Annotated in this window: 20 protein-coding genes and 1 pseudogene; 8 read left to right on the forward strand and 13 right to left on the reverse strand. The window is 73.8% G+C overall.

Features of this window, described 5'->3' with window-relative positions:
• Positions 1-94: pseudogene (locus Q8W71_RS13645) on the reverse strand (IS5/IS1182 family transposase); the annotation flags it as partial.
• Positions 95-976: 882 nt separating this feature from the next.
• Here Q8W71_RS13645 and Q8W71_RS13655 point away from each other — a divergent pair.
• Both Q8W71_RS13655 and Q8W71_RS13660 read left to right on the forward strand, forming a co-directional pair.
• Positions 977-2209: an MFS transporter gene (locus Q8W71_RS13655; RefSeq protein ID WP_305525926.1), complete on the forward strand. Its 1233-nt coding sequence runs from the start codon at positions 977-979 to the stop codon at positions 2207-2209.
• 38 nt (positions 2210-2247) lie between these two features.
• Positions 2248-2868 (forward strand): glutathione S-transferase family protein, encoded by a 621-nt coding sequence (locus Q8W71_RS13660; RefSeq protein WP_305525927.1) that lies wholly within the window; start codon positions 2248-2250, stop codon positions 2866-2868.
• 24 nt (positions 2869-2892) lie between these two features.
• Here the strand turns inward: Q8W71_RS13660 and Q8W71_RS13665 are convergent, their stop codons facing one another.
• The 4 genes from Q8W71_RS13665 to Q8W71_RS13680 form a co-directional block, all read right to left on the reverse strand.
• Complete coding sequence (locus Q8W71_RS13665) at positions 2893-4968, reverse strand: GSCFA domain-containing protein (protein WP_305525928.1); 2076 nt, start codon at positions 4966-4968, stop codon at positions 2893-2895.
• Between the two features lie 322 nt (positions 4969-5290).
• Positions 5291-6205: a bestrophin family protein gene (locus Q8W71_RS13670; protein ID WP_305525929.1), complete on the reverse strand. Its 915-nt coding sequence runs from the start codon at positions 6203-6205 to the stop codon at positions 5291-5293.
• 75 nt (positions 6206-6280) lie between these two features.
• Entirely contained in the window at positions 6281-7198 is a 918-nt protein-coding gene (locus Q8W71_RS13675; protein ID WP_305525930.1) for an ROK family protein, read from the reverse strand.
• Positions 7198-8580: a dicarboxylate/amino acid:cation symporter gene (locus tag Q8W71_RS13680; RefSeq protein WP_305525931.1), complete on the reverse strand. Its 1383-nt coding sequence runs from the start codon at positions 8578-8580 to the stop codon at positions 7198-7200. The genes Q8W71_RS13675 and Q8W71_RS13680 overlap by 1 nt, the downstream gene beginning before the upstream one ends.
• 255 nt (positions 8581-8835) lie before the next feature.
• On the opposite strand from Q8W71_RS13680, the gene Q8W71_RS13685 reads away from it, so the two are divergent.
• A complete protein-coding gene (locus tag Q8W71_RS13685) occupies positions 8836-9261 on the forward strand; it encodes a L,D-transpeptidase (protein ID WP_305525932.1) in 426 nt (141 codons plus the stop codon).
• Positions 9262-9611: 350 nt separating this feature from the next.
• Here the strand turns inward: Q8W71_RS13685 and Q8W71_RS13690 are convergent, their stop codons facing one another.
• A complete protein-coding gene (locus tag Q8W71_RS13690) occupies positions 9612-11066 on the reverse strand; it encodes a LysM peptidoglycan-binding domain-containing protein (RefSeq protein WP_305525933.1) in 1455 nt (484 codons plus the stop codon).
• Between the two features lie 199 nt (positions 11067-11265).
• Here Q8W71_RS13690 and Q8W71_RS13695 point away from each other — a divergent pair, with 199 nt between their 5' ends.
• Positions 11266-11856: an LOG family protein gene (locus Q8W71_RS13695; protein ID WP_305525934.1), complete on the forward strand. Its 591-nt coding sequence runs from the start codon at positions 11266-11268 to the stop codon at positions 11854-11856.
• Positions 11857-11890: 34 nt separating this feature from the next.
• Here the strand turns inward: Q8W71_RS13695 and Q8W71_RS13700 are convergent, their stop codons facing one another.
• Positions 11891-13108, reverse strand: a complete 1218-nt coding sequence (locus Q8W71_RS13700) for an ABC transporter substrate-binding protein (RefSeq protein WP_305525935.1) — start codon at positions 13106-13108, stop codon at positions 11891-11893.
• 238 nt (positions 13109-13346) lie between these two features.
• On the opposite strand from Q8W71_RS13700, the gene hspQ reads away from it, so the two are divergent.
• The gene (hspQ, locus tag Q8W71_RS13705) at positions 13347-13685 is read left to right on the forward strand and encodes a heat shock protein HspQ (protein WP_305525936.1); all 339 of its coding nucleotides are present in this window, start codon (positions 13347-13349) and stop codon (positions 13683-13685) included.
• A 547-nt stretch (positions 13686-14232) separates the two neighbouring features.
• Here hspQ and Q8W71_RS13710 read toward each other — a convergent pair.
• The gene (locus Q8W71_RS13710; protein WP_305525937.1) at positions 14233-14577 is read right to left on the reverse strand and encodes a hypothetical protein; all 345 of its coding nucleotides are present in this window, start codon (positions 14575-14577) and stop codon (positions 14233-14235) included.
• Positions 14578-14876: 299 nt separating this feature from the next.
• On the reverse strand, positions 14877-15908 hold the full coding sequence (locus Q8W71_RS13715) for an AMP-binding protein (protein ID WP_305525938.1): 1032 nt from the start codon (positions 15906-15908) through the stop codon (positions 14877-14879).
• 470 nt (positions 15909-16378) lie between these two features.
• Between Q8W71_RS13715 and Q8W71_RS13720 the strand changes: the two genes are divergently transcribed.
• Positions 16379-17149 (forward strand): invasion associated locus B family protein, encoded by a 771-nt coding sequence (locus Q8W71_RS13720; protein ID WP_305525939.1) that lies wholly within the window; start codon positions 16379-16381, stop codon positions 17147-17149.
• Between the two features lie 385 nt (positions 17150-17534).
• Here the strand turns inward: Q8W71_RS13720 and Q8W71_RS13725 are convergent, their stop codons facing one another.
• From Q8W71_RS13725 to Q8W71_RS13735, 3 genes are all read right to left on the reverse strand, one after another.
• Entirely contained in the window at positions 17535-17960 is a 426-nt protein-coding gene (locus Q8W71_RS13725; RefSeq protein WP_305525940.1) for a VOC family protein, read from the reverse strand.
• 95 nt (positions 17961-18055) lie between these two features.
• Positions 18056-19270 carry an FAD-dependent monooxygenase gene (locus tag Q8W71_RS13730; RefSeq protein WP_305525941.1) on the reverse strand — a complete coding sequence of 405 codons (1215 nt, stop codon included), beginning with the start codon at positions 19268-19270 and terminating at the stop codon, positions 18056-18058.
• 223 nt (positions 19271-19493) lie between these two features.
• Positions 19494-19730 (reverse strand): hypothetical protein, encoded by a 237-nt coding sequence (locus Q8W71_RS13735; protein ID WP_305525942.1) that lies wholly within the window; start codon positions 19728-19730, stop codon positions 19494-19496.
• 161 nt (positions 19731-19891) lie between these two features.
• Between Q8W71_RS13735 and Q8W71_RS13740 the strand changes: the two genes are divergently transcribed.
• Positions 19892-20149, forward strand: a complete 258-nt coding sequence (locus Q8W71_RS13740; protein ID WP_305525943.1) for a hypothetical protein — start codon at positions 19892-19894, stop codon at positions 20147-20149.
• Positions 20150-20216: 67 nt separating this feature from the next.
• On the opposite strand, the gene Q8W71_RS13745 is transcribed toward Q8W71_RS13740, so the two are convergent.
• The gene (locus tag Q8W71_RS13745; protein WP_305525944.1) at positions 20217-21125 is read right to left on the reverse strand and encodes an alpha/beta fold hydrolase; all 909 of its coding nucleotides are present in this window, start codon (positions 21123-21125) and stop codon (positions 20217-20219) included.
• 535 nt (positions 21126-21660) lie between these two features.
• On the opposite strand from Q8W71_RS13745, the gene Q8W71_RS13750 reads away from it, so the two are divergent.
• Entirely contained in the window at positions 21661-22326 is a 666-nt protein-coding gene (locus Q8W71_RS13750) for a Fic family protein (protein ID WP_305525945.1), read from the forward strand.
• The last annotated feature ends 324 nt before the right edge of the window (positions 22327-22650 follow it).

Consider the following 22650-nt stretch of genomic DNA (forward strand, 5'->3'; position numbering starts at 1 on the left):
ATCGTGGGCCGCGCTGCCCGGCCCGGCCGCCAGGGATCAGATCCCGCAGGCGCTCCCACTGGTCGTCGCGCAGGCCATCCGGGTCGTGGCTCATCCAGGCCGATCTCCAAAATCAGCCTTGAATCACAACCTCATGCCTCGCAAAACCCGCCCCCTCAGAAATCGTCACTACGCCCTAGAGCCGTGCACGATTGCAACGCGATCGGGAACGGCTCTAGTCGTGGTGGAAAGGCCCACCCTGCACTAACTCTCGACCCGGACCACCCCGTGGGGGCCGATCAGGACGCGACCAGCAGAAGGCACGCTGCGCCGAGCTTGAGCGCGAGGGGCCAGGGCAACGGCCCGATCACCCGCGCGACGACGTAGAGGGCCGGCAGGACGAAGATCAGGTGGATCATGGGCGGCTACATGGGCCGGTCGCCGCCCTGCGGCAAAGCCTCGGGCCGCGGTGTCCGCACGGCCCCGGCAGGCCTTTTGGAGGACCAGCCGGACGGCGGGCCGTCCGATGCTCGCCGAGGCGGCCGGGTCCCCGGGTGCGGTGGACCGGCACCGCCCCGCCGGGGAGCATGGCTCCACGTTCTTGGGCGCCCTCCGGCGACCGATTGTCCTCGACCGGCGCGCAGGCCCCGCCCCGGGTGCCGGCATTCGCGTCCGGTCGATCCCCGGCCGTGTCCGCTTCGGAGGATCGCGGCGCTCGCCCAGAGCGGCCGGGACGGCGCGTTGCGGAACGTCCGCTTGCCGGCGGCGGGTTGACTTCCGCTCTCCACACCGAGCCGAAGGTGCCGGACGGCGGGCGCGTGGCCGCGGGTGGGACGCTCTGCCGGCGCTCCGCGGGCCCGGCTCAGGGCGACGGCGCTCCCGGGAGGGGACGGGTTGCCGCACTCCGCCCCCTGCCCCTGCGCACCCGGCCGGCGCGGTGGGTCCGTCGCGATTTCATCCGGGACACAACTGGAGCCTGCACTAGGTACGGCCTCGCATGAGCACTCCCGACGCGCCGTCGCGCGGCGGCCACCGGGCCCGCGGCGGGCCGGCGGCCCTGCTGTTCGCCACGATGTTCCCGCAGACCGCCCTGTCGATGCTGAGCCTCGCCCCGCCGGTGATGGCCGGGGCAGTGGCGCGCGACTACGGACTGCCGACGGAGATCGCCGGGGCCTATTCGGGCCTCGTCTACGCCTTCGTGCTGCTCGGCAACCTCGCCGCCGCGCCGCTGATCCAGCGCTTCGGGCCCCTGCGGCTGAGCTTCGCCTGCGTGGCCGGGGGCGCGCTGGGGCTCGCCCTGTTCGGCGTCGCCGGCGTCCCCGGGCTGCTCGCGGGCGCCGTGCTGATCGGGCTGTGCTACGGGCCGCTGACCCCCGCGAGCTCGCAGGCGATGGCCCACCAGGCCGGCTCGCCCTCCTTCGTGCTGATCGTGTCGATCCGCCAGACCAGCGTGCCGCTCGGCGGGGTGCTCGCGGGCTTCGTGGTTCCGCCGCTGCTGCCGCGGCTCGGCTGGGGGGAGACCTGCGTGGCGCTGGCCGTGGGCAGCCTCGCCGCCGCCCTGGTGTTCGCGGCGGCTTCGCCCTTGGTCCGGGCCGAGCGCCCCGCGGGCGGGTCGTTCCGCGGCCGCCGGATCCTCGACCCGCTGCGGCTCATCTTCCACCGGCCGGCGCTGCTGCGGCTGGCGCTCGCCTCGGCGATCTTCGGGGCGACCCAGCTCGTGCTGAGCGCCTTCCTCGTGGTCTACCTCGTTGGCAGCGTCGGGCACGACCTCGTCACCGCCGGGGTGCTGCTCTCGGCGAGCCAGATCGCCGGCATCCTCGGGCGCCCCGCCTGGGGCTACGTCGCGGACCGGACCCAGGCGTCCCGCCGGGTGCTCGTCGGCCTCAGCCTCTGCATGGCGGGAAGCTGCCTGTTCGCCGCCGCGCTCGCGGCCGTCGGCCCCTCGCCGCTGTCGATGCTGGCGGCGGTCGTGTTCGGCGCCACCGCCACCGGCTGGAACGGCGTGTTCCTGGCCGAGATCATGGGCGCGGTCGCCCCCGCCGAGGTCGGCGCGGCCACGAGCGGCGGGCTGCTGTTCACCTATGGCGGCATCGTCGTCGGGCCGGCCCTGTTCGGGGCGCTCGCCCACGCGGCGGGCTTCCCGGCGGCGTTCGCGGTGCTCGCCCTCTGCACCCTCGGCGCGGCGGTGCTGGTCGGCGCGGGCTCCGGCCCGCGGCGGGCCGCCGGCTGAGGCCTCCCGATCCCCCCATGAAACCCGAGGAGAGCACGATGATCGACCTCTACGCCTGGGACACGCCGAACGGACGCAAGATCAGCGTCGCCCTGGAGGAGATGGGCCTGCCCTACCGGGTGCACCCCGTCGACATCACGGCGGGCGCCCAGCACGAGCCCGCCTTCCTGGCGATCAGCCCCAACAACCGCATCCCGGCGATCGTCGACCCCGACGGGCCGGACGGCGCGGCGATCTCGGTGTTCGAGTCCGGCGCCATCCTGCTCTACCTCGCCGAGAAGACCGGCCGATTCCTGCCCGCGGACCGGCGCCAGCGCGTCGCCGTGCTGGAATGGCTGATGTGGCAGATGGGCGGCTTCGGGCCGATGCCGGGGCAGGTCCACCACTTCCTCGGCGTGGCCGAGGCCGACCGCGCCTACGGGCTGGAGCGCTACACGCAGGAGACGCGCCGGCTCTACGGGGTGCTCGACCGGCGGCTGGGCGGCGCCGAGTACGTGGCGGGCGCCCTGTCGATCGCGGATTTCGCGATCCTCGGCTGGGCGTGGCGGCACGAGCGCCACCGGGTCGATCTGGCCGACTTCCCCCACGTGCGACGCTGGTACGCGGCGCTGATGGCCCGGCCCGGCGTCGCCCGCGGCTTCGCCGTCCCCTTGCGCTGAGCGTGACTTGGTGTTGAGGCGCCCTCAGCGCGCGACGGCGTCGAGGGCCTCCTCGTCGCACAGGATCTTGGCCGCGCGCGCGAACTCCGCGCGCAGGGCCGCGTCGCCCGCGTGCGGCGGACGCTCGGCCGGGCCCCCCGCCATGTAGTGCCGGCCGAACACGCGCATCACGTGGGCGACGCCGCTGTCCGACACCGAGCGCAGGTCGTCCTGGAAGTACCGCCCGCCGTTCTGCCACGTGGTGATGATCTCGTAGGACGGGAAGTAGTCCACCTCCGCGTGCGCCCGGCAGACCTCGCCGACCGCGGCCCGCAGGGCGGACTTGCTGTAGGTGGTCGAGACCAGCACGTGCCGGTTCTCGTAGGTCGCCACCAGCGGCACCGGCGAGACGGTGAGCAGCATCTTGAGGCCGGGGTTGCGGGCGCGGACGAAGGCGATGAACGCCGACAGGTCCGCCTGCACCTCGGCGGCATTCATGTTGGCGAACCGGTACGGGGCCGGGTCCGGCGGCGCCGCGACGACGCCGGGCGCCACCGGGAACACCGCCCCGTCGCGGGTCGATTCCCAGATCTCCGTCAGGCCGACGGTGAAGATGAACAGGTCGCTCTCCTCGAACATCCGCCGCACGGCGGCGAGATGGCCCGGCAGCGCCCGGACCACGTCCGCCTCCGCCGCGTAGCCCGCGGGCTCGACCTGCGGCCGGAACGGATCGACCCAGCGCCCGTCGGGCCGCAGCCACGCGGTGTCGCGGGGCTGGAACTCGCCGTAGGCGCGCCGGGCGAGCTGGAGGAGCTGCCGGGCGCTGTAGAGGTTGCCGAACCGGGCGCTGAACAGCTCCGCCCCGTCCGGGCCCGGCTCGGTCACGTGGTAGTTGAAGCCCCGATCGATCAGGGTGCGGGCGATGTGCTGCGCGAAGCAGCTCCCGGCGGTGGCGATCCGGTCCCGGGGGGCGAGCCGGAACGCGGGGGCGGCCACGGGATCGAGGTCGGCCGGCGCCACCCCGGCGACCGCCCGGCGCCAGAACTGCCGGTCCGGCAGCCGCGCGTAGGGGTTGGCGCCGCGCGGGGCGGCCTTGGCGACCAGGGTCTCGAGGTCGCGGTAGCGGTCCGCCTGCGCGGTCAGCCGGTCCGCCCGGATCTCGGAGCGGGGATGGCCGCCGTACATGGCGAAGCTCCCGGCGACGAAGCCGTCGAGGTCGAGGAAGCGGCCGGGCAGGCCCGAGGTCTTGAAGACGTAGTCGCCCGCCACGCCGAGCCGCTCGGCGATCGCCGGGTAGACCGGCCAGATCGGGCCCGACAGCAGCGGGTCGGGCAGGAACCGCTCGGGCCCGCGCACGGCCGGCGCCAGCCCCGCGGCGGCGAGGACGCCCTCGGCCACGCGGGCGACCACCGCCAGATGGGGGTGGTTGATCGTGTGGCAGAACGGGGCGCGGGCCTTGGCCTCGGCCAGCAGCGCCGCCCCGTCGAGGCCCGCCCGGTCGCAGTCCTCGACGAAGTGCGCGTCGGCGCTCGCGGCGTAGGCGAAGTAGCCGAGCCGGTCGAACACCGCCTCGTGGAACAGGCCGACCGTCTGGGCGACCGTCAGGCCGCGCAGCCAGCCGTAGAGCATCAGGGCCGAGCTGTAATCGTGGAGCGGCGTCCGCACCGGCAGCTCGCCGGCCCGGGCGTAGACGAGGTCGGGATGGAAGCCCGCATACAGGAAGGTCGGCCAGCTCCGCACCTGGCCGGCCAGCCGCGGCGGGATGATCTCCGGGTTGTCCGCCAGCCCTGAGAACTCGGTCTGGAGCAGGATCAGGTCGCTGCGCGTGGCCGGCTCGTGGCTCGACAGGCCGAGATGGACCCCGTGGACCTCGGCGTCGGGCAGCATCGCGCTCAGGCACTGCGCCAGCATCGGGGCCTGGCAATTGCCGAGCACCGTGATCCGCCGCGACGGCTCGCGCGCCGGGCCGGCCACCTGGAGCCGTCCTTCCCGCCGCCCGAAACGCTCGAAATGCAGTCGTGCCGGCGCGCCGGAAGCCTTCACATCGGGATTGGCGGTCAGATACCGCGCGTCGTCGAAATTCTCGTCGGTCGCGAGCTCGAAGGGATCGCTGGAGATCATCGCGTCGATCCGATGTGCTGCTCAAAACCCCGACGCACGGTGTAATACGATCTCGGCATCGCGGCCTGAGCCATCCGGGCTGGCGTTCTCGCAATCATGGCCGGGTCGCGGCGCGCCGAGGATTGAGAAAACACGGTTGTCATCATTGCAAGATCCAACCCACGGTGGTTCGATCCTGGGGCGGTGTTATGCGCCGCCCCGGCCTGATCTTCAAGGAGCGGGCCCGCATGGCTCCTGAGCGCGCCGCTTTAGAATCCCCGTAGGTGCCTGCGACGGCAGGAGGTTTTGGCAATGCGTGCCTTCGGCACCGGCGCCGGGCGCGCTACCGCAGCCGGTGGCGCTCCGGCGCCAGCGGGTCCGGCACCGGCTCCCCGAGCGCGGCGTGGACGACCCGGTCGACCGCCCGCACCAGCGCGTCGAGCGGCAGGTCGTTCGGCTCCAGGCCGAACGGCTCCTCCAGCTCGTCGCCGAGCGCGTCGAGGCCGAAGAAGGTGTAGGCCACGAGGCCGACGATCACCGGCGTCCCCCAGCCGAGCGCCCCCGAGAGGCCGACCGGCAGCAGCAGGCAGTAGAGCCACGCCGTGCGGTAGACGAGCAGCGAGTAGGCGAACGGCACCGGCGTGTTCTCGATGCGCTCGCACACCGTGTGCATCTCCGACAGGCGCGCGATCTTCCGCTCCAGGATCGCGAACGCCACGTCGGTCAGCGCGCCCGCCCGGGCGAGCGCGGCCAGCTCCGCGGTCGTCGCCGTGAGCGCCGATTCCATCGGGCTCGGGCAATGGGCGGGGGGCGGCCCGTCGGGCAGGCGGGCGGCCACCGCCGCGGCCTCGTCCCCGCCGCGCAGGCGCGCCCGCAGGCCGTGGGCGAAAGCGGAGACGCCCCGCAGCGCCCGCGCCCGCGCGGCGGCCTGCGCCGGGTCCGGCAGCAGCGCCGTCAGCGCCCGCGCGAGGCCCCGCGCCTCGGAGATCACCGTCCCCCAGGCTTTGCGCGCCTCCCACCAGCGGTCGTAGCAGGCGTTGTTGCGGAAGCTGGAGAAGATCGACAGCGCGACCCCCACCACCGTGAACGGCGCCACCCCCGCCGCCACCGGGAACAGCGCCGGCCAGCGCCCCTCCGCCGCCACCACGAGGCAGGACACGGCGACGATCCCGGCGAGCTTCGGCGCCACCCGCGGCAGGATCGAGCCGCGCAGGGTGAACAGCAGCGTGAACAGCCCGGGCCGCGTGCGGACGATCATGTTTTTGGGACTTGGCGTGGCGGGTCGGGAAACGTCGGGTGGGCTTCGAGGCTCTGTCGGCCGGTCCGAAAAACATCAATCCGGCGGCCACAGCCACGCCGCGCCGCGCACCCCGGAGGCGTCGCCGTGCCGGCTCAGCCGCACCGGCGTGTCGGCCGCGTCGGCGAACAGGTGCGGGCGCATCGCCCCGGGGAGCGCCTCGGCCAGCCTCGGCAGCCGCGACAGGCCGCCCCCCAGCACGATCACGTCCGGGTCGAGCAGGTTGACGACCACCGCCGCCGCCCGGCCCAGCCGGTCGAGATGGTCGGCCAGCGTTTTTTTGGACCTGTCATCGCCCACTGCGGCTGCCGCGGCGATGGCCTCCGCGGTGAGGGTGTTCCCGGTGCGCCGGGCGTGGTCGGCGGCGAGCCCGGGACCCGAGACCCAGGCCTCGACGCAGCCGTGCCGGCCGCACCAGCAGGCCGGGCCGGGCCGCTCGTCGTCGCGGGGGGCCGGCAGCGGCCCGTGCCCCCACTCCCCGGCGATGCCGTTGCGGCCGGGCCAGACCCGGCCGTCGAGGGCGAGCCCCGAGCCGACGCCGGTGCCGAGGATCACCGCCCAGACCACGCGGCAGCCCGCGCCCGCCCCGTCCGCGGCCTCGGAGACCGCGAGGCAGTCGGCGTCGTTGGCGACCCGCACCGGCCGGTCGAGCCGGCGGCCGAGATCGGCGGCGAAGGGGTGGCCGTTCAGCCAATGCGAGTTGGCGTTGCGCACGCGGCCCGTGGCCGGGGAGAGGCTGCCCGGCATGCCGACGCCGACCCGGCAGGGGCCGCCGGCCTCGGCCTCCAGGCGCTGGACCAGCCCGGCCAGCGCCTCCAGGGTGGCGGGGTAGTCCCCCCGCGGCGCCGGGATCCGGGCCTCGGCGCGCGTCCCGCCGCCGGGATCGAGCACGATCCCGGCGATCTTGGTGCCGCCGAGGTCGATCCCGAGGCGCGGGGCCCCCGCCCGCCCCACTACTCGGCCGCGGCGACCTTCGGGGCGGCCGGGTCGTCGTCCATGGTCGGCGCGTGGTCGCTGATGTCGGTGCCGATCGAGACCGGGTGCGACATCACCTCGGCGAGCTTGCGCGTGTCGAGTTCGCCCTCCCAGCGGGAGACCACCACCGTGGCGACGCCGTTGCCGATCAGGTTGGTGAGCGCCCGGCACTCGGACATGAACTTGTCGACGCCGAGCACCAGGGTCATCGCCGCCACCGGCACCGGGGTGCCGGGGATGGCGGCGAGCGTCGCGGCGAGCGTGATGAAGCCCGCGCCGGTCACCCCCGAGGCGCCCTTCGAGGTCAGCATCGCCACGAGGAAGATCGTCGCGTACTGCCCCCAGGAGAGGTCCGCGCCCACCGCCTGCGCCAGGAACAGGGTGGTGAGCGTCATGTAGATGTTGGTGCCGTCGAGGTTGAACGAGTACCCGGTCGGGATGACGAGGCCGACCACCGAATCGGAGGCGCCGAGCCGCTTCATCTTGGTCATCATGTGCGGCAGCACCGTCTCGGAGGACGACGTGCCGAGCACGATCAGGAGCTCGTCCTTGATGTAGGCCAGGAACTTGAAGATCGAGAACCCGCACACCGCCGCGATGCCGCCGAGCACCACGAAGATGAACAGCAGCGAGGTGGTGTAGAACGTGCCCACCAGCCACGCGAGGTCGATGACCTTGCCGATGCCGTACTGGCCGACCGTGAACGCCATGGCGCCGAACGCGCCGATCGGCGCGAGCTTCACGATGATGCCGATGATGCGGAAGAACACCTGCCCCGCCGCGTCGATGCCGTGGGTGATGCCCTCCCCCGCCTTGCCCATGCCGGTGAGCACGCAGCCGGTCAGGATCGAGACCAGCAGCACCTGCAGCAGGTCGCCGTCGGCCAGCGCGTGGAAGAAGCTCTTCGGGATGATCGCCAGCAGGTGGGCGACGGTCGAGTCGTTGGCCGCCATCTTGGCGTAGCCCTCGACCGCCTTGCCGTCGAGCTTGGTCGGATCCGCGCCGAAGCCGGCGCCCGGCCGGACCACCTCGCCGACGATGATGCCGATGAGCAGCGCGAAGCTCGACACCACCTCGAAGTAGATCAGCGCCTTCAGGCCGACGCGGCCGACCTTCTTCAGGTCGCCGATCGAGGCGATGCCGTGCACGATGGTGCAGAAGATGATCGGCGCGATCATCATCTTGATCAGTGCGATGAAGCCGTCGCCGAGCCACTTCATCGACTTGCCCCAGTCGGGGCTGAGGTAGCCGAGCAGGATGCCGAGCGCGATCGCGATCAGCACCTGGATGTAGAGGACCCTGTACCACGGCTCCTTGTGGGCCGCGGCGCCGGTGCCGGTCGCCTGGATCGCCTGCGCCATATCTGATTACCTTGACTTGCGCGGGTCCCCGCGCTCCTCCCATTGCGCGGGACGCTAGCGGGAAACCCGGGCCGTCTCAACGCCGGCTCAGCAGTCCGGCCCCGCTCTCGCGTGACAAAAACCTGTCGATCTCGGGACGGATGTGCTTCCTCGGGCGTGGCAGGACGGCGACGCTGTCGGGGCGGCCGAATCGTGGACGCCGCCGGACCTTGGCGTCCGCCCGACAGCCCCACGTTCAGCGTCCGGAGGCCCCAAGTGCTCCGTCTCCACCGTGCCGGGACCGCCGTCCTCGGCGGGTTCCTGGCCTGCGCCGCCGCGGCGCCCGCCGACGCCCGCGTCGTCGCGCAGATCGACCAGTCGCGCCAGCGCATGCGGGTGTTCGTCAACGGCTACCCGGCCTACGACTGGCCGGTCTCCACCGCGCGGCGGGGCTACGTCACCCCGAACGGCGCCTTCCGGGTCGGGCTGATGGCGCCGATGTGGCGCTCGCGCAAGTATCACGGCTCGCCGATGCCGCACGCCATGTTCTTCCGCGGCGGCTACGCGATCCACGGCACCTACGCCGTCGGCAGCCTCGGCCGGCGGGCGAGCCACGGCTGCGTCCGCCTCGCCCCGGGCAACGCGCGGGAGCTGTTCGGGCTGGCGCGCGCCTACGGCGGCGCCTCGGTGATCATCCGCTGAGCAGGTTTCGCCGAAGTGGTCGCGGGCTCGGCGTCCCGAGCCTGCGAGCCCTCAAGGATCCGAGCGGGCGACGCGTTGGCGTGCCCACCGGGCACGACGCGGCGAGGCCAAGGGCGTTTCCGACCCTCGACCTCATCCTGAGGTGCCCGCGTCAGCGGGCCTCGAAGGAGACCTCCAGGGATCGCGCGGCCGGCTGGAGGGCTCCTTCGAGGCCCCTTGCCGAGGCAAGGGGCACCTCAGGATGAGGGGGGGTGGTGGGATCGGCCGCCGCAGACGCCGCCGCAAACGCCGAACTGTCGTGGACCGTGTGGCGCCCCTCGGTCGCGGCGCGAGCCCCGACGCCCGAAAGATCAGCCCCGCTTCTCGGGCAGCACGAAGACCTGGCCGGGATAGATGCGGTGGGGATTGCGGATCTGGTCGTGGTTGGCGTCGTAGATCACCGTGTAGCGCTCGCCGCGGCCGTAGATCCGCTTGCTGATCTGCCACAGGCTGTCGCCGCGGATGATGCGGGCGGTGCTGATCTCGGGCACGAACACCGCCCCCGTCTGCGCCTCCGCGGCCGGGCGCGCGGCGTCGCGGTCCGCCGCTCCCGCCCCTGATGTCGCTGCTGACGCTGCCCCTGGCCCGCGATCCGCCGACGCCCGCTCCCCCGACGCCCGGTTCTCCGGGGCGGGCTCCGGACGGGCCGGCGGCGCTCCCGGCGCGGCGGTGTTCGGGCGGCCGGGCTGGGCGGCCATCCCCGCGACCCGCGGCGCCTCGGCCGGGGCGGCCACCGCCTCCGGCATCGCGAACGGGACCTCGGCCCGGCCGGTCACGCCGCCGGTGGCGGGGTCGATCAGGTCGAGCCGCACCTGGTAGCGGCCGGGCGCGACCCCGCGGCCGATGGTGAAGGTCACCCGCCCGTCCGGGCCGGCCGTGGCCGGGGCGACCGGCGTGTCGTTCAGGTAGAGCCGCACCTGCGCCCCCGGCGGCGCCGCGCCGGTGACGTAGAGCCGCCCGCCGGGCTCCGCGTCGACGCTGACGACCCGCGCCGGGCCCTCCGGCGCGCCGGGCTTGCCGCGCGCCGCCTGCGCGCGGGCGTCGGGCCTGCCGTCCGGCTTGGCCTCGGATCCGGCGGCGGACGGCGCACCCGCCCTGGCGTCGGCCCGTGCGCCCGGCCCGGCCGCGTCCGGCGCGCCGGGCTGCGACAGCACCACGGTCGGCCGGTCCGGGTCGGACAGCGCCACCAGCGGGCGGGTGTCGCGTCCCGGCGCCACCGCCACCGCCACGCTCTGCCGGGAGCGGGTCTCGCGCCCGTCCGCGGTCCGGGCGCGCAGGACGATCTCGCTGGACCCCGTCGGCAGCGCGGGCGGCACGAGCGCGAACTGGCCGTCGGGGTCGGCGAGCGCCCGCGCCACCGATCTGCCGTCCACCAGCATCTCGACCACGGTGTTGGGCGCGCCGCGGCCGGCCACCACCGCGTCGCCGTTGGGCTCGACCCGGACGATGTCAAAGCGCGGCGCCTCCGCGTCCAGCGCCGCCCCGTCGCCGGGCTTGGCCGCCTTCGGCGCGCCCGGCTTGCCCGCGCCGGGGCTTGGCGCGGCGGGGCCGGGCGATGTGAGGCCTGGCGCTGTGGAACTTGGCGCTGTGGGGCTGGGCGCACCGGATCCAGGCGCGGGCGGCGGGGCGGCCCGCGTCTCGGCCGAGGGGCGCTCGGTCGCGCGCCGCAGCGCCTCGGGGCCGCCGTACAGGGCGAGCACGAGGCCGAGGCCGGCGGCGAGGCCGGCGAGCGCCAGCACCACACTGCGCCGCACGTGACTCGCCATCCTCCGGTCTCTCCCTGCACCCTCGGGCCGCCGAAAAACCGTCGACGACCGGGGCCATAATACCGTACATGGTCCGGGCACCAAGCCGTCCCGCCCAACCCGCCGGGGAAACCCGCGCAGCTTCAGCACTTTGGCGCCCGGTCCGCCGGGCCGGGCACCCCCGGGACGGCGCCAGCGGACGCGCGAGGGAGGGTGCCGGATGGCCCCGGTGAGGACGGTCTGTGTCTATTGCGGCTCCGGCTTCGGCGGGGATCCGGCGTTCCGCGCGGCGGCGCAGACGCTCGGCACCGCGCTCGCGGGGGCCGGGATGCGCCTCGTCTACGGCGGCGGCGATGTCGGGCTGATGGGCACCGTCGCCCGGGCGGCGCTCGCGGCCGGCGGCCACGTCACCGGCATCATCCCCGACTTCCTCCAGGCCCGCGAGCACATGCTCGACGACGTGCAGGAGACGATCGTCGTGCCCGACATGCACACCCGCAAGCGGCTGATGTTCGAGCGCTCCGACGCCTTCGTGACCCTGCCCGGGGGCATCGGCACCCTGGAGGAGCTGGTGGAGCAGCTCACCTGGGCGCAGCTCGGGCGGCACCGCAAGCCCGTGGTGCTGGTCTCGGTGGCCGATTTCTGGGCGCCGCTGATCGCCCTGTTCGCCCACATGCGCGACCACGGCTTCATCCGCGAGGGGCTCGACCTCAGCTACTTCGTGGCCCCCGACGCGGAGAGCGTGGTGCCGATGCTGCGCGAGACCGGCCGCGGGACGGACGGGGCCGAGGCGGTCGTGGCGCGGATGTGACGGCGGGCCGCGCGCCTCGCGCGCGGCGCTGCCGCTACTTGGCGATCATCGGGCAGCCGCCCTCGGCCAGGGGGCGGAAGGCCTGGTCGCCGGGGATGGTCTCCAGCACCTTGTACAGGTCCCACGGGCCCTTCGATTCGGACGGCGCCTTCGCCTCGAACAGGTACATCGGGTGGATCTTGCGCCCGTCGGCGCGGATCGTGCCCTGGCCGAACAGGGGATCGTCGGTGGGGATCTCCTTCATCTTGGCGACCACCGCCGCCCCGTCGGCCGCCGATTTCAGCGCCGTCACCGCCTTCAGGTAGTGCAGCACGCTGGCGTAGACGCCGGCCTGGTACGAGGTCGGCTTCTTGCCCGGCATGCGCTGCTCGAAGCGGGCGGCGAAGGCGCGGGTCGCGTCGTTCAGGTCCCAGTAGAACGAGGCGGTGAACTGGAGGCCCTGCGCCACGTCGAGGCCGAGCGCGTGGATGTCGGTGATGGCGATGAGCAGCGCCGCGATGGTCTGGCCGCCCTGGCGGATCCCGAACTCGTGCGCCTGCTTGATCGCGTTGGCCGCGTCGAGCCCGGCATCGGCGAGCCCGATCACCTGCGATCCCGAGGCCTGCGCCTGGAGCAGGAAGGAGGAGAAGTCCGGGTTCGGGAACGGGGTGCGCACCCCGCCGACCACCCGGCCGCCGTTCTTCTCCACCACCGCCCGCGTGTCGCGCTCCAGCGCCAGCCCGAAGGCGTAGTCGGCGGTGATGAAGTACCACGTCTTGCCGCCGCGCTTCAGGATCGCCCGGCCGGTGCCGTTGGCGAGCGCCACCGTGTCGTAGGTCCAGTGCACGGTGTTGGGGGTGCAGGCCGGGCCGGTGAGGTCGGCGGTGCCGCCGCCCGAGTTCACGAACGCCTTGTTCTTCTCCTTGGTGATCTGGGCGATGGCCAGCGCCACCGAGGAGGTCGGCACGTCGAAGATCGCGTCCACCCGGTCGCGGTCGTACCATTGCCGGGCCACCGAGGCGCCGACATCGGGCTTGTTCTGGTGGTCGGCGGCCACGACCTCGACCTTCAGCCCGTGCTGCTCCGGCTTGAAGTCCTCCACCGCCATGCGGGCGGCAACCACCGCGCCCTCGCCGGTGGAATCGAAGTAGACCCCGGAGCGGTCGTTCATCACCCCGATCTTCACCGGCACGAGGTCCGCCGCGAGGGCGGTGCCCGCGGCCAGCGCCCCGAGGGCTCCGAGCGCGCGCGCGACGAGGGGGCCGACCGGCATCGTGTTCCTCCCAGGCTGTCGCCCGGCGGCGTTGCGCCGCCGCTCGGGCCGGGGCCGCGCCCCGCACCGAGCTTATGCCGAGGCGGCGGCGCGGGGAAACGCCGGCGCGCGACGGCGCCGGCGATCCGTCACGCCCGGGGCCGCGTCGGCGGATGCGGCGCCCGGGCTCGCGCACCGGTTGCGCCGGGTGACAGCGCCGGCCATCGGGCCTATCTGTCCGCCCAGGACGGATCGGACCATGACGGACGTGAGATTGCGGACCGCGAAATTCGGGATCGGGGCGGTGGTGCGCCACCGGATCTACCCGTTCCGGGGCGTCGTGTTCGACGTGGATCCGGTCTTCGACAACACCGAGGCGTGGTGGCTGGCGATCCCCGAGGACGTGCGGCCGCGCAAGGACCAGCCGTTCTACCACCTGCTCGCCGAGAACGCCGAGACCGAGTACGTCGCCTACGTCTCGGAGCAGAACCTGCTGCCCGACACCTCCGGCGAGGCCCTGCGCCACGCCGGCATCGCCGAGATGTTCGTGCGCGACGCCGCCGGCACCTACCGGATGCGCGACCGCCCCCAGAACTGAGCGCACGCCGAGCGCATCCGGCGCGAGGGCACCGCGAGGATCGGGGACCGGGCGCCGTTCGCGCGTCCCCCCGCGATTCCCCTCCCCTTGTGGGTTTGCACGTTCACACGTCCAGGGACTGCCGCCCGCCCCGTCATCCCGGGGCTCGCCTCAGGCGAGAGCCCGGGATCCAGAGCCGCCGCGCGGGTCGAATGGAACGTGGCCGGCGCACTCCGAGACCGGTCGCGGGTCTGGATCCCGGGCTCCGCTCTCGCGGCCCCGGGATGACGGGGCGCGATCCAGACCCGGCTGTGTGAATCCAATGACCCTTGTGGGTGAGGGGTAGGGGGCCGGATCGAGCGATCCGGTGCCTTTCGAACCACCCCCACCTCCGGCTCCTCCCCACGAGAGGGAGGAGAGGCCGGGAGTCACGGTCCGTAGATCGATCTGTGACGGTCGCTGCCCCGGGCCGAAGCCGCCTCGGTCATCGGTTGAGCGGATTCGAAAAAATCTGCGCGGAAGAAACGCGCGCTCGCAGGCACGCCCGCGCGCGAAGCTCCGAGCGGGATCAGAGGTCGGGCTGGGCCGCGACGTAGGCGTTGAGGCGGGTTGCGAGGTCGACCGGGCCGCCGGCGCTGCGGTCGGCCGCGTCGGTGATCAGGATCACCGGGATGCCGCGGTCGCGCATCCGGGCGCGCAGCCGGGCGGCGCGGCGGGCGTAGCCGGGGTCGCGGCGGGCGCAGGCCTGGAGCAGCACGGCCGCCGGGCGGGCGATCACGGCGAGCACGTCGTCGGCCGCCTCCAGGGACGCGGTCACGCTGGCGTAGCCGAGGCTCGCGAGTTCACCGGACAGCGAATGGTCCACGGCCCGCACGCCGTCGTCCACCACCAGCACTTGTTGCAGCGCACCCATAAGCTTGAGCGGTACCCCATCACGCGCGGCTTGGAAAGATAGCCGTGCCACATTCCGTTTCGTAACCCGCGAGCGTCCGTTCGGATCCGCAGGTTCCGTCTTGCAGGCGCGAGACTAGGGATGCCGCCTGAGCGGCCGATGAACCCGTTTGGAGCCCCCGTTCAGGCGGCCGGACTTCGCCCGGGCGGGACCGGATCCGGGGCGTGGGCCGGGATCACCGCCTCCGGCGCCCGCCGAAGACTGGCGAGGCGGTCGCGGCGCGCCGGGTGCGGTGCGCCAAGCCCGGGCGGTCCGCCGGATCAGCGCGGCCGGGTGAGCACCGCGTCCTCGCCGTGGACGACCACGTCGAGCCGGCGGGGACCGGCACCGCGGTCCGGCCCAGCGGGGGGCGCGGCGGCGCGCGCGGCGGGGGCCCGGTGGACGAGATCGAGGGCCCGCACCGTCCAGGGCAGGACGAGGCCGTCGAGCGCCGCCTCGAACGGCGCCGGCACGACGAGCCGGGTCGGGACCGGCCGCGCCAGCGCCGCGCGGAGCGCCGCCGCGTCGAACGGGATCAGGCTTTCCAGGGTGGCGCCGGCCGCGAGCGCCGCGCCGAGGCCGGTGACGAGGCCGCGCAGGTCGTGGGGCGGCAGCAGCGTCAGGAGCCGCTCGCCCCCGGCCAGCGGCACGGGATCGAGATGGGCGGCGACCGCTTCGGCCAGGGCCTCGGCCGCGCGGTGCACCGGGCGGTCGGGCGCGCCCCCGGCGAAGGTGACGAGGCCGCGGCTCGCGGCCGGCTCGGCGCCGCCGCGCTCCAGGGCCAGGGCGTCGAGGCTGATCACCCCGTCCGGCACCCCGGGGCCGAACGCGGCGAGGTAGCGCAGGCCGAAATGGCGCAGGGCGGCGACCGTCAGCTCCTCCGCCGGCCGCCGCGCACCCCGCCGGCCCTCGGTGAGCACCGCCGCGAGGTCCGCCGCCTCGACCGCGGCCGAGAGGGCCGCCGCGTCCCAGGCCGCCGGCATCGGGCAGGGCAGATGGCCGGCCGCCTCGACGGCGCAGTGGGCGAGCGCCGCCTCGGCGCCGCCGGAGAACCACAGGCCGATCCGGCTGCCGGGGGGCAGGCGCCACGCGCCGAAGCCGCGGGCGAGCCGGCCGACGATCTCGGCCGCCGCCGCGTAGGTCCAGGTGATCGCCGGGCGCCCGCACCACGCGGCCCGGTCCCCGGCGTCGCGCAGGACGACCCGCTGCGGGTGCGCCTCCGCCCCCGCCAGCAGCGCCGCGCACAGGCCCGCCGGCCGGGGAGCCGGCACCATCGCCGGCACCGCGGCCGGATTCCCGGCCCTCTGCGCCACCGCGCCCACTCGACAACCCCCGCCGTCCCGCGGCCCGGCCGCGCCCGTGAGCGCCATCGTCGGCCGGGCATGGTTAACCGCCGGTTATGGGGACGCGCGCCGGCGGCCTCGCGCGCGGCGGTCTCGCACGCGGCCTTCTTGCATGCGGCCTGCTTGCGGGCGGCCTTCTTGCTTGCGGGCGGCCGTGCGGCGGCCTATCGGGGAGCGCCGCGGGCGCGAGGGTCGCCGCCCGCGCCGTCATGCCTTCGCCGCAATGGGCGGGGAAGGAGCCGCCCGGTGCCGAGACGGGTCTCTCCGACCCGCCGGGACCGGCGGCCGGACCGATCCGTCCGGGCCCCATCGCGGCATCCGCCGCGTCGGCGGGCTCCGGATCCCCCGGCGGCCCGGTCCCGGCGTTCAGCCGAGGTCCCGAGACCGAGGCGTCCTGAGACCGAGTTCACGAGACCGTTATTTCCAAGGGGTCAGAGCCGATGTCCTTCACCCGCCACGCGCCGCTCGCGCGCGCCGCCCTCCTCGGCCTCGCGGGCCTCGGCCTCGCCGCCGGTCCGGCGCTGGCCCAGGCCAAGAAGCCCGCCGCGCCCGCCCCGGCGGCGCCGGCGCCCGCCGCCCCGGCCGCGCAGCCGAACGGCCAGACGCCCGCCGCCCAGACCGGCCCGCAGATCGTCGCGGTGAAGTCCGAGCCGAGCCAGGCCGACTGGACCAAGGTCTGCGGCAAGGACCAGGGCACCGGCACCGACATCTGCTACACCACCCGCGACTTCGTCTCCGACCAGGGCCAGCCGGTGCTCGCGGTCGCCGTCTACGAGATGAAGAACCCCGCCCAGAAGCAGGAGGTGCGCGTGGTGCGCTACCTGCTGCCGCTCGGCCTGCTGCTCCAGCCCGGCATCCGCTTCAACGTCGACAACCAGGCGGCCACGCCGGGCCGCTTCGCCGTGTGCTTCCCGAACGGCTGCTTCGCCGAGGCCGGGGGCGTCGAGGCGGGCGTGGTCGCGGCGATGAAGAAGGGCACCACCCTCAACGTCTCCGTGCAGAACCAGACCCAGCGCGAGGTCACCTTCGCCGTGCCGCTCGCCGGCTTCGGCAAGGCGTTCGACGGCCCGGCCATCGATCCGAAGGTGCTCGAGGAGCAGCAGAAGAAGCTCCAGGCCGAGCTGGAGAAGCGCAGCGAGGACATGCGCAAGAAGCTGGAGACGCAGCAGGGCGGCGCCGCCCCCGCCCCCGCCGCTCCGGGCGCCAAGTAAGGGCCGCCAAGTAAGAGTCTTCGCGTCTTCCGCCGCGCGCGCCGCGGCGGATCCGCCTTCGGGGGCCGGGCCGCGAGGTCCGGCCCTCTCGCTGTTCGATCCTCTCGCCGTTCGGCCGGATCGCGGGCGCGGGCGACCGAGCGCTTCGACGGGAGGAGGGCTCATACCGTTTCCGGGTGAATCGTTCGGTGATCCGGCCTCGCGCCGTCATCGCGAGCCGCAGGCGAAGCGACCCAGGGCAGCGCGCGCTCCCAGACCGTGGCGCTGCTGGATTGCTTCGCTCCGCTCGCAAAGACGGCGAGAGTCGATCCCGAACCCTTCAGCCGAACGTCGTATCACCCGTCCGGGGCCGGAACCCGCGGCGCGCGAATCGGAGCGGCCGGCCTCACTCCGGAAGCGTCAGGGCCCCGTCCGGCCCCAGCGCGAAGCCGGGGTTCCAGGCGACCTCCCAGAGGAAGCCGTCCGGGTTGGCGAAGTGGCCGTGATAGCCGCCCCAGAACGCCTCCTGCGCCGGGGCGGTGATCCGGCCGCCCGCCGCCGCGGCGGCGGCGAGCACCGCGTCGACCTCGGCGCGGCTGCGGGTGTTGTGGGAGAGGGTGAAGCCCTGCACCGGCCCGGCCTGCGGGGCGACGCCCGCGTCGCGGGCGAGGTCGGCCCGCGAGTAGAGGGACAGGGCCAGCGGCCCGAGCTGGAAGAAGGCGGCGCCCGCCGCGGCGCGGACCTTCCGCGGCCAGCCGAGCGCCTCGTAGAAGGCGGCGGCGCGATCGAGGTCGCTCACGCCGAGGGTGACGAGACTGAGGCGCGGCTCCATCGCCCGGCTCCCTGTGAACCCGCGCCGCCCGACACCGCGGGGCGCATGCGGCGCCAACGCCCCCCGCGGACGCGGCGGCCGGTCCCGAATTAGAATCAGCGGCGGGCGCGCATCAGCTCCGGGGCGCCGAGGCGCGGCAGCACGCCCTCGCGCATCACGATCCGCCGCAGCGGGCCGATCTGCGCCATCGCCAGCAGGCCGAGGCCGCGCAGGGCGTCGACCGGCAGCAGGTCGGCGAGCAGGCTGCGGTTGAGCAGGTCGACCGCCGCGGTGCGCGCCGCCGCGTCGAGGCGGCGGCCGCTCGCGTAGGCGTCGAGCGTCCCCCGGCCGCCGGGGTCGCGCCCGTCCCGGGCCGCGCGCACCAGCGCGTCGCGCAGGGCGGCGGCGTCGCGCAGGCCGAGGTTCAGCCCCTGCGCCCCGATCGGCGGGAAGACGTGGGCGGCCTCGCCGATCAGCGCGAGGCGGGGCGCCACCGGGCGGCCGACCGCGAGGCCGCGCATCGGCACGAGGCCGCGCGGGCCGTCGATCCGCATGGCGCCCAGCATCGCCCGGGCCTGCCGCTCCACGGCGTCGGAGAGCGCGGCGTCGTCGAGGTCGGCGAGCCGCCGCGCCGCCCCCTCCCCCGTCACCCAGACGAGGCTGGAGCGGTGGCCGCCCGCCATCGGCACCAGGGTGAACGGGCCGGAGCGGGTGTGGAATTCGGTCGAGACGTCCCGGTGCGGGCGCTCGTGCGCGAGGATCGTGGTGATCGCCGCCTGCGGGTAGGCCCAGTCGCGCACCCGGACCCCGCTCGCCGCGCGCAGGGGCGAGCGCGCCCCGTCCGCCCCGACGATCAGTTCGGCCAGGACATGGCCGCCATCCACGAGTCCCAGTCTCGAAAAACGCTCGGCGGGCTCGGCGCCGGCGGCGTCGGACTCGACCAGCGTCAGGTTCTCCTGCGCCCGGGCGCGGGCGCGCAGGGTCTCGACGAGGCGGGCGCTCTCGACGTTCCAGCCGAAGGCGTCGAGGCCGATCTCGGCGGCGCGGAACCGGGCCGGGGGCGGCCGGAACAGGCTGCCGGTGTCGTCGACGATCTGCAGCTCGCAGAGCGGGCTCGCCTGCGGCGCGATGACGGGCCACGCGCCCAGGGCGTCGAGGAAGCGCACCGAGCCGTCGAGCAGCGCCACGGTGCGCCCGTCGGCCACGGGGGCGTGGCGGCCGACCAGCGCGGTGCGGATGCCGGCCTGCGCGCTGGCGAGCGCCGCCGCGAGCCCCGCCGCGCCCGCCCCCACCACCGCGACCGCGAAATGTTTTTCGTTTTCCTCCGCCACGCCGTCCCGCTCCGTCCGTTCCCCGCACCGGCCCTGGAAAGACGCGGGCGCGCACCGCCCTATCTGCGCCTCGGGCGCCGCGCGCCAAGCCCGCTTGGCGCGGGTGCGGCGCCGCGCACGCCCCGCCTTCGAGGCCGGGCGTAGGCGCGCCGGACCGGGCGGTGGTAGTCTCGCCCGAGTCCGATCGCTCTGTCCGAACGCGCCGTCCGGTCGCTCCGTGCGCTCACCGCGTGCGCACGACGATCACGGCCGCGAGACCGATCGCCACCAGCGCGAGCGGCACCATCACGACGAAGGCGAGTACCGGATGCTCGGGCCTCAAGGCAGTCTCCGCCCAGCCGCCGACCACGGTCACGAGCATGAGAGCCGCGAACGCCGCCGCGCCGCGCCAGTCGGTGAGGCGCCTCCGGCCGGGACGAAGGACGGTGAACCACGCTCGCCGATCGCGATCCTCGTCCACGCCCGACCTCATCCACGCCCGATGCCCATAGAGCGCGCCCCGCCGAGGTGGACACCGGCCCGGCGCGAGAGCGCGCGTCGGAACGAAGGTTTGGAGCCGTGCACGATGGCAACGCGATCGGGAACGGCTCCAGCGGTCACCCCTCGCGCCGGAGGTGGGCCATGAGCCGTCCCGAGCCAAGCTCCGGGGCGCGCGATCTCCGGGCGGTCCGATCGCTCTGGAAGACGCACAGGATCTGGCTCATCCTCTGGGGCGAGTTCCAGGTCGTGGCGACCTTCCCGCTCATCATGGGGCTGTTCGGCGGCACGGACCCGGACAGGATTCCCGATCTCGTGGCCTTCTGGCTGGGGGCCGCCACGCTCTCGACCCTGCTCTTCTATCCCTGGCTCGCGCACGATCGCGTCCGGCGCGCGCCGTAGCCCGTGGGCGCTGCGCTCTCTCGCGCGCGGGCCCGGATGCGTGCAAGCGGCTCGATCGGGCGCGGGATCACCCCAGGAACGCCGACAGCTCCGCGAACACCGCGTCCGGCGCCTCCTCCTGGAGCGTGTGGCCGCACGGGAGGGCCCGGCCTGACACGTCCCGCGCCTTCTCGCGCCACGTCTCCAGCACGTCGTAGGTGCGCCCGACTACGCCCTCGGCGCCCCACAGGGCGAGCAGCGGGACCGCGATGCGCGCGTCCGCATCCACCGCGTCGTGCTCCAGGTCGATCCCCGCGGCGGCCCGGTAATCCTCGCAGATCGCGTGGCGGCAGGCGGGGTCGGCGTAGCAGCGCAGGTACTCGGCGAAGAGCGCCTCGGAGGGCGAGCCCGGGGTCTTCGACTGCGTCGTGACGTGGTGGCGCAGGAAGTATTCCGGGTCGGCGCCGATCAGCCGCTCCGGCAGGGGCTCGGGCTGGATGAAGAAGAACCACCAGAAGTAGCGCGTGGCGAAGTCCTTGTCGGTGCGCGCGTACATCGTCGCGGTCGGCGCGATGTCGAGCACCACGATCCGCGCCACCGCGTCGGGGTGATCGAGGGCGAGGCGGTGGGCGACGCGGCCGCCGCGGTCGTGGCCGACCACGGCGAACCGGTCGTGGCCGAGCGCGCGCATCACGGCGGCCGCGTCGGCGGCCATCGCGCGCTTGGCGTAATGGGCGTGGCGCTCGCCCCCCGGGGGCTTGTCGGAATCGCCGTAGCCGCGCAGGTCCATCGCCACCACGCGGCGGGACTGCGCCAGCCGCGGGGCCACCGCGTGCCACGTCGACAGCGTCTGCGGATGGCCGTGCAGCAGCAGCACCGGCGGCCCGGACCCGCCGGCGCGCGCGTGGATCGTCACCCCCGGCGCGGTCTCGATCCGGTGCCGGTCGAAGCCGGGCAGGAAGTCGGTGGTCGCAGCGCCCGTCGAACCCGTGGCCATGACGTCCCTCCCGGCGATGGCAGCGGGGCAACGTGCCGGGCGCGCTGCGGTGCCGGTAGCGCGGCGGCGGGGGGCTGTGCCGATTCGCGTCGGGCGATGCGCCGACCTTCGCTGGCCGTGGCATAAGGGCAACAGGGAAAGTCCGCCCGGCCCGCGCGGCGGCGTAGCATCGTCGCGAACCCGAGCGTAGGGTCGCACCCTGCAGCGCGAGTCCGGGGAACAGCGGCCGCATCGCATCGCTTGTGCGCTCGACCCATCTCTCAAGGAGGAGAGAACCATGGCCGCTCGGAAATCCGTCCTCAAGTCGGCTCCGCGGCGTGAGAAGCTAGAACGACTCCTGGCCGCGTCGATATCCGCCGGGGTCTCCGACGACGTGCTTCAGGAGCAGCGCGTCAGTTTCGCTTACGGCAACGCACCTGAGGGCGCCAGGATCACGAAAGACTCGGCCCGCTTAGCGTCGCACAGCATCCGTGTTACGACGGATTGATCCTTGGCGAGGAGGGCGGCTGCTCCGCGCGGGCAGCCTCGACTGCACATGCTCGTTCTCGAAGAAGAAGATCGCGAACTCTACGATCGCATTCAAGAGAAGAATCTCATCAGGCAGTACGACCTTCTGACGAACTGTATCGAGATCGGCCTCAAGCAGGGCGCGAGACAGTTCGACAAATACATGCTTTGGGATTTAAATCACGTCGCGGTCGCCAACATTTCCCAGTTCGGCGGGCGGTTCCGGGAGGAGCCGATCTACGTATCGAGTCACATCCCGCCGCACTTTCGGGATGTCCCGCATTTGATGGATCAATTCATCAGCACGGTTCATGAAAACTGGTATCTGTGGACGAGCACGGAACTCGCCGCTTATGCCCTGTGGCGCATGAACTGGATACATCCGTTCATTGAAGGGAACGGCCGCACAGCCCGAGCCGCATGTTATTACCTCCTGTGTGTCCGGTCGGGAGGGCTTCTGGGCGGCAGGAAGATCGTGCCCGAAAGGATACGTGAGGATAGGCGGCCATACTACGCCGCTCTGAAGGCGGCGGATCAAGCTTGGGATGCGGGAAATCTGGATTTTTCGGAGCTGGAAAGCTACCTCGCTCACTTGGTCGAGGAGCAGTTGGAGGATATCGGGCTGCCCTACCAGGGCGCCGAGGCGCGAGAGCCGATGGCGGACGGATTGATTGTCGCCCCCGGGAGCGACTGACCCGAGCATCGTGTGCGAATCCATTCCTCCGAGATCGAACCGAAGCGACGTGTGCGATCGTCATGGGACCTGCCGCGTTCCCGTTCGCCGGGTCGTAGCGATGCGCGTGCCGCTGAATGGGCAGGAGCGTTCGGCCTTGGAAGCCGGCCTGCCGTGATCGCGTCGCCGTCGGTGTCCGGAGTGCCGGCCGTGAACGGGGACAGAGCTTCGCCGCGACGCATCCCGCCCGGCGCCGGGGCGGCTTATGACGGCTGGAAGGTCTAAGAGCCTCGCGCGAGACGCACCCGGAGGCATTCTCTGCCACCGGACGGACACCCAGACGCC

The sequence above is a fragment of the Methylobacterium amylolyticum genome (assembly GCF_030700245.1).
Lineage (GTDB): Bacteria > Pseudomonadota > Alphaproteobacteria > Rhizobiales > Beijerinckiaceae > Methylobacterium.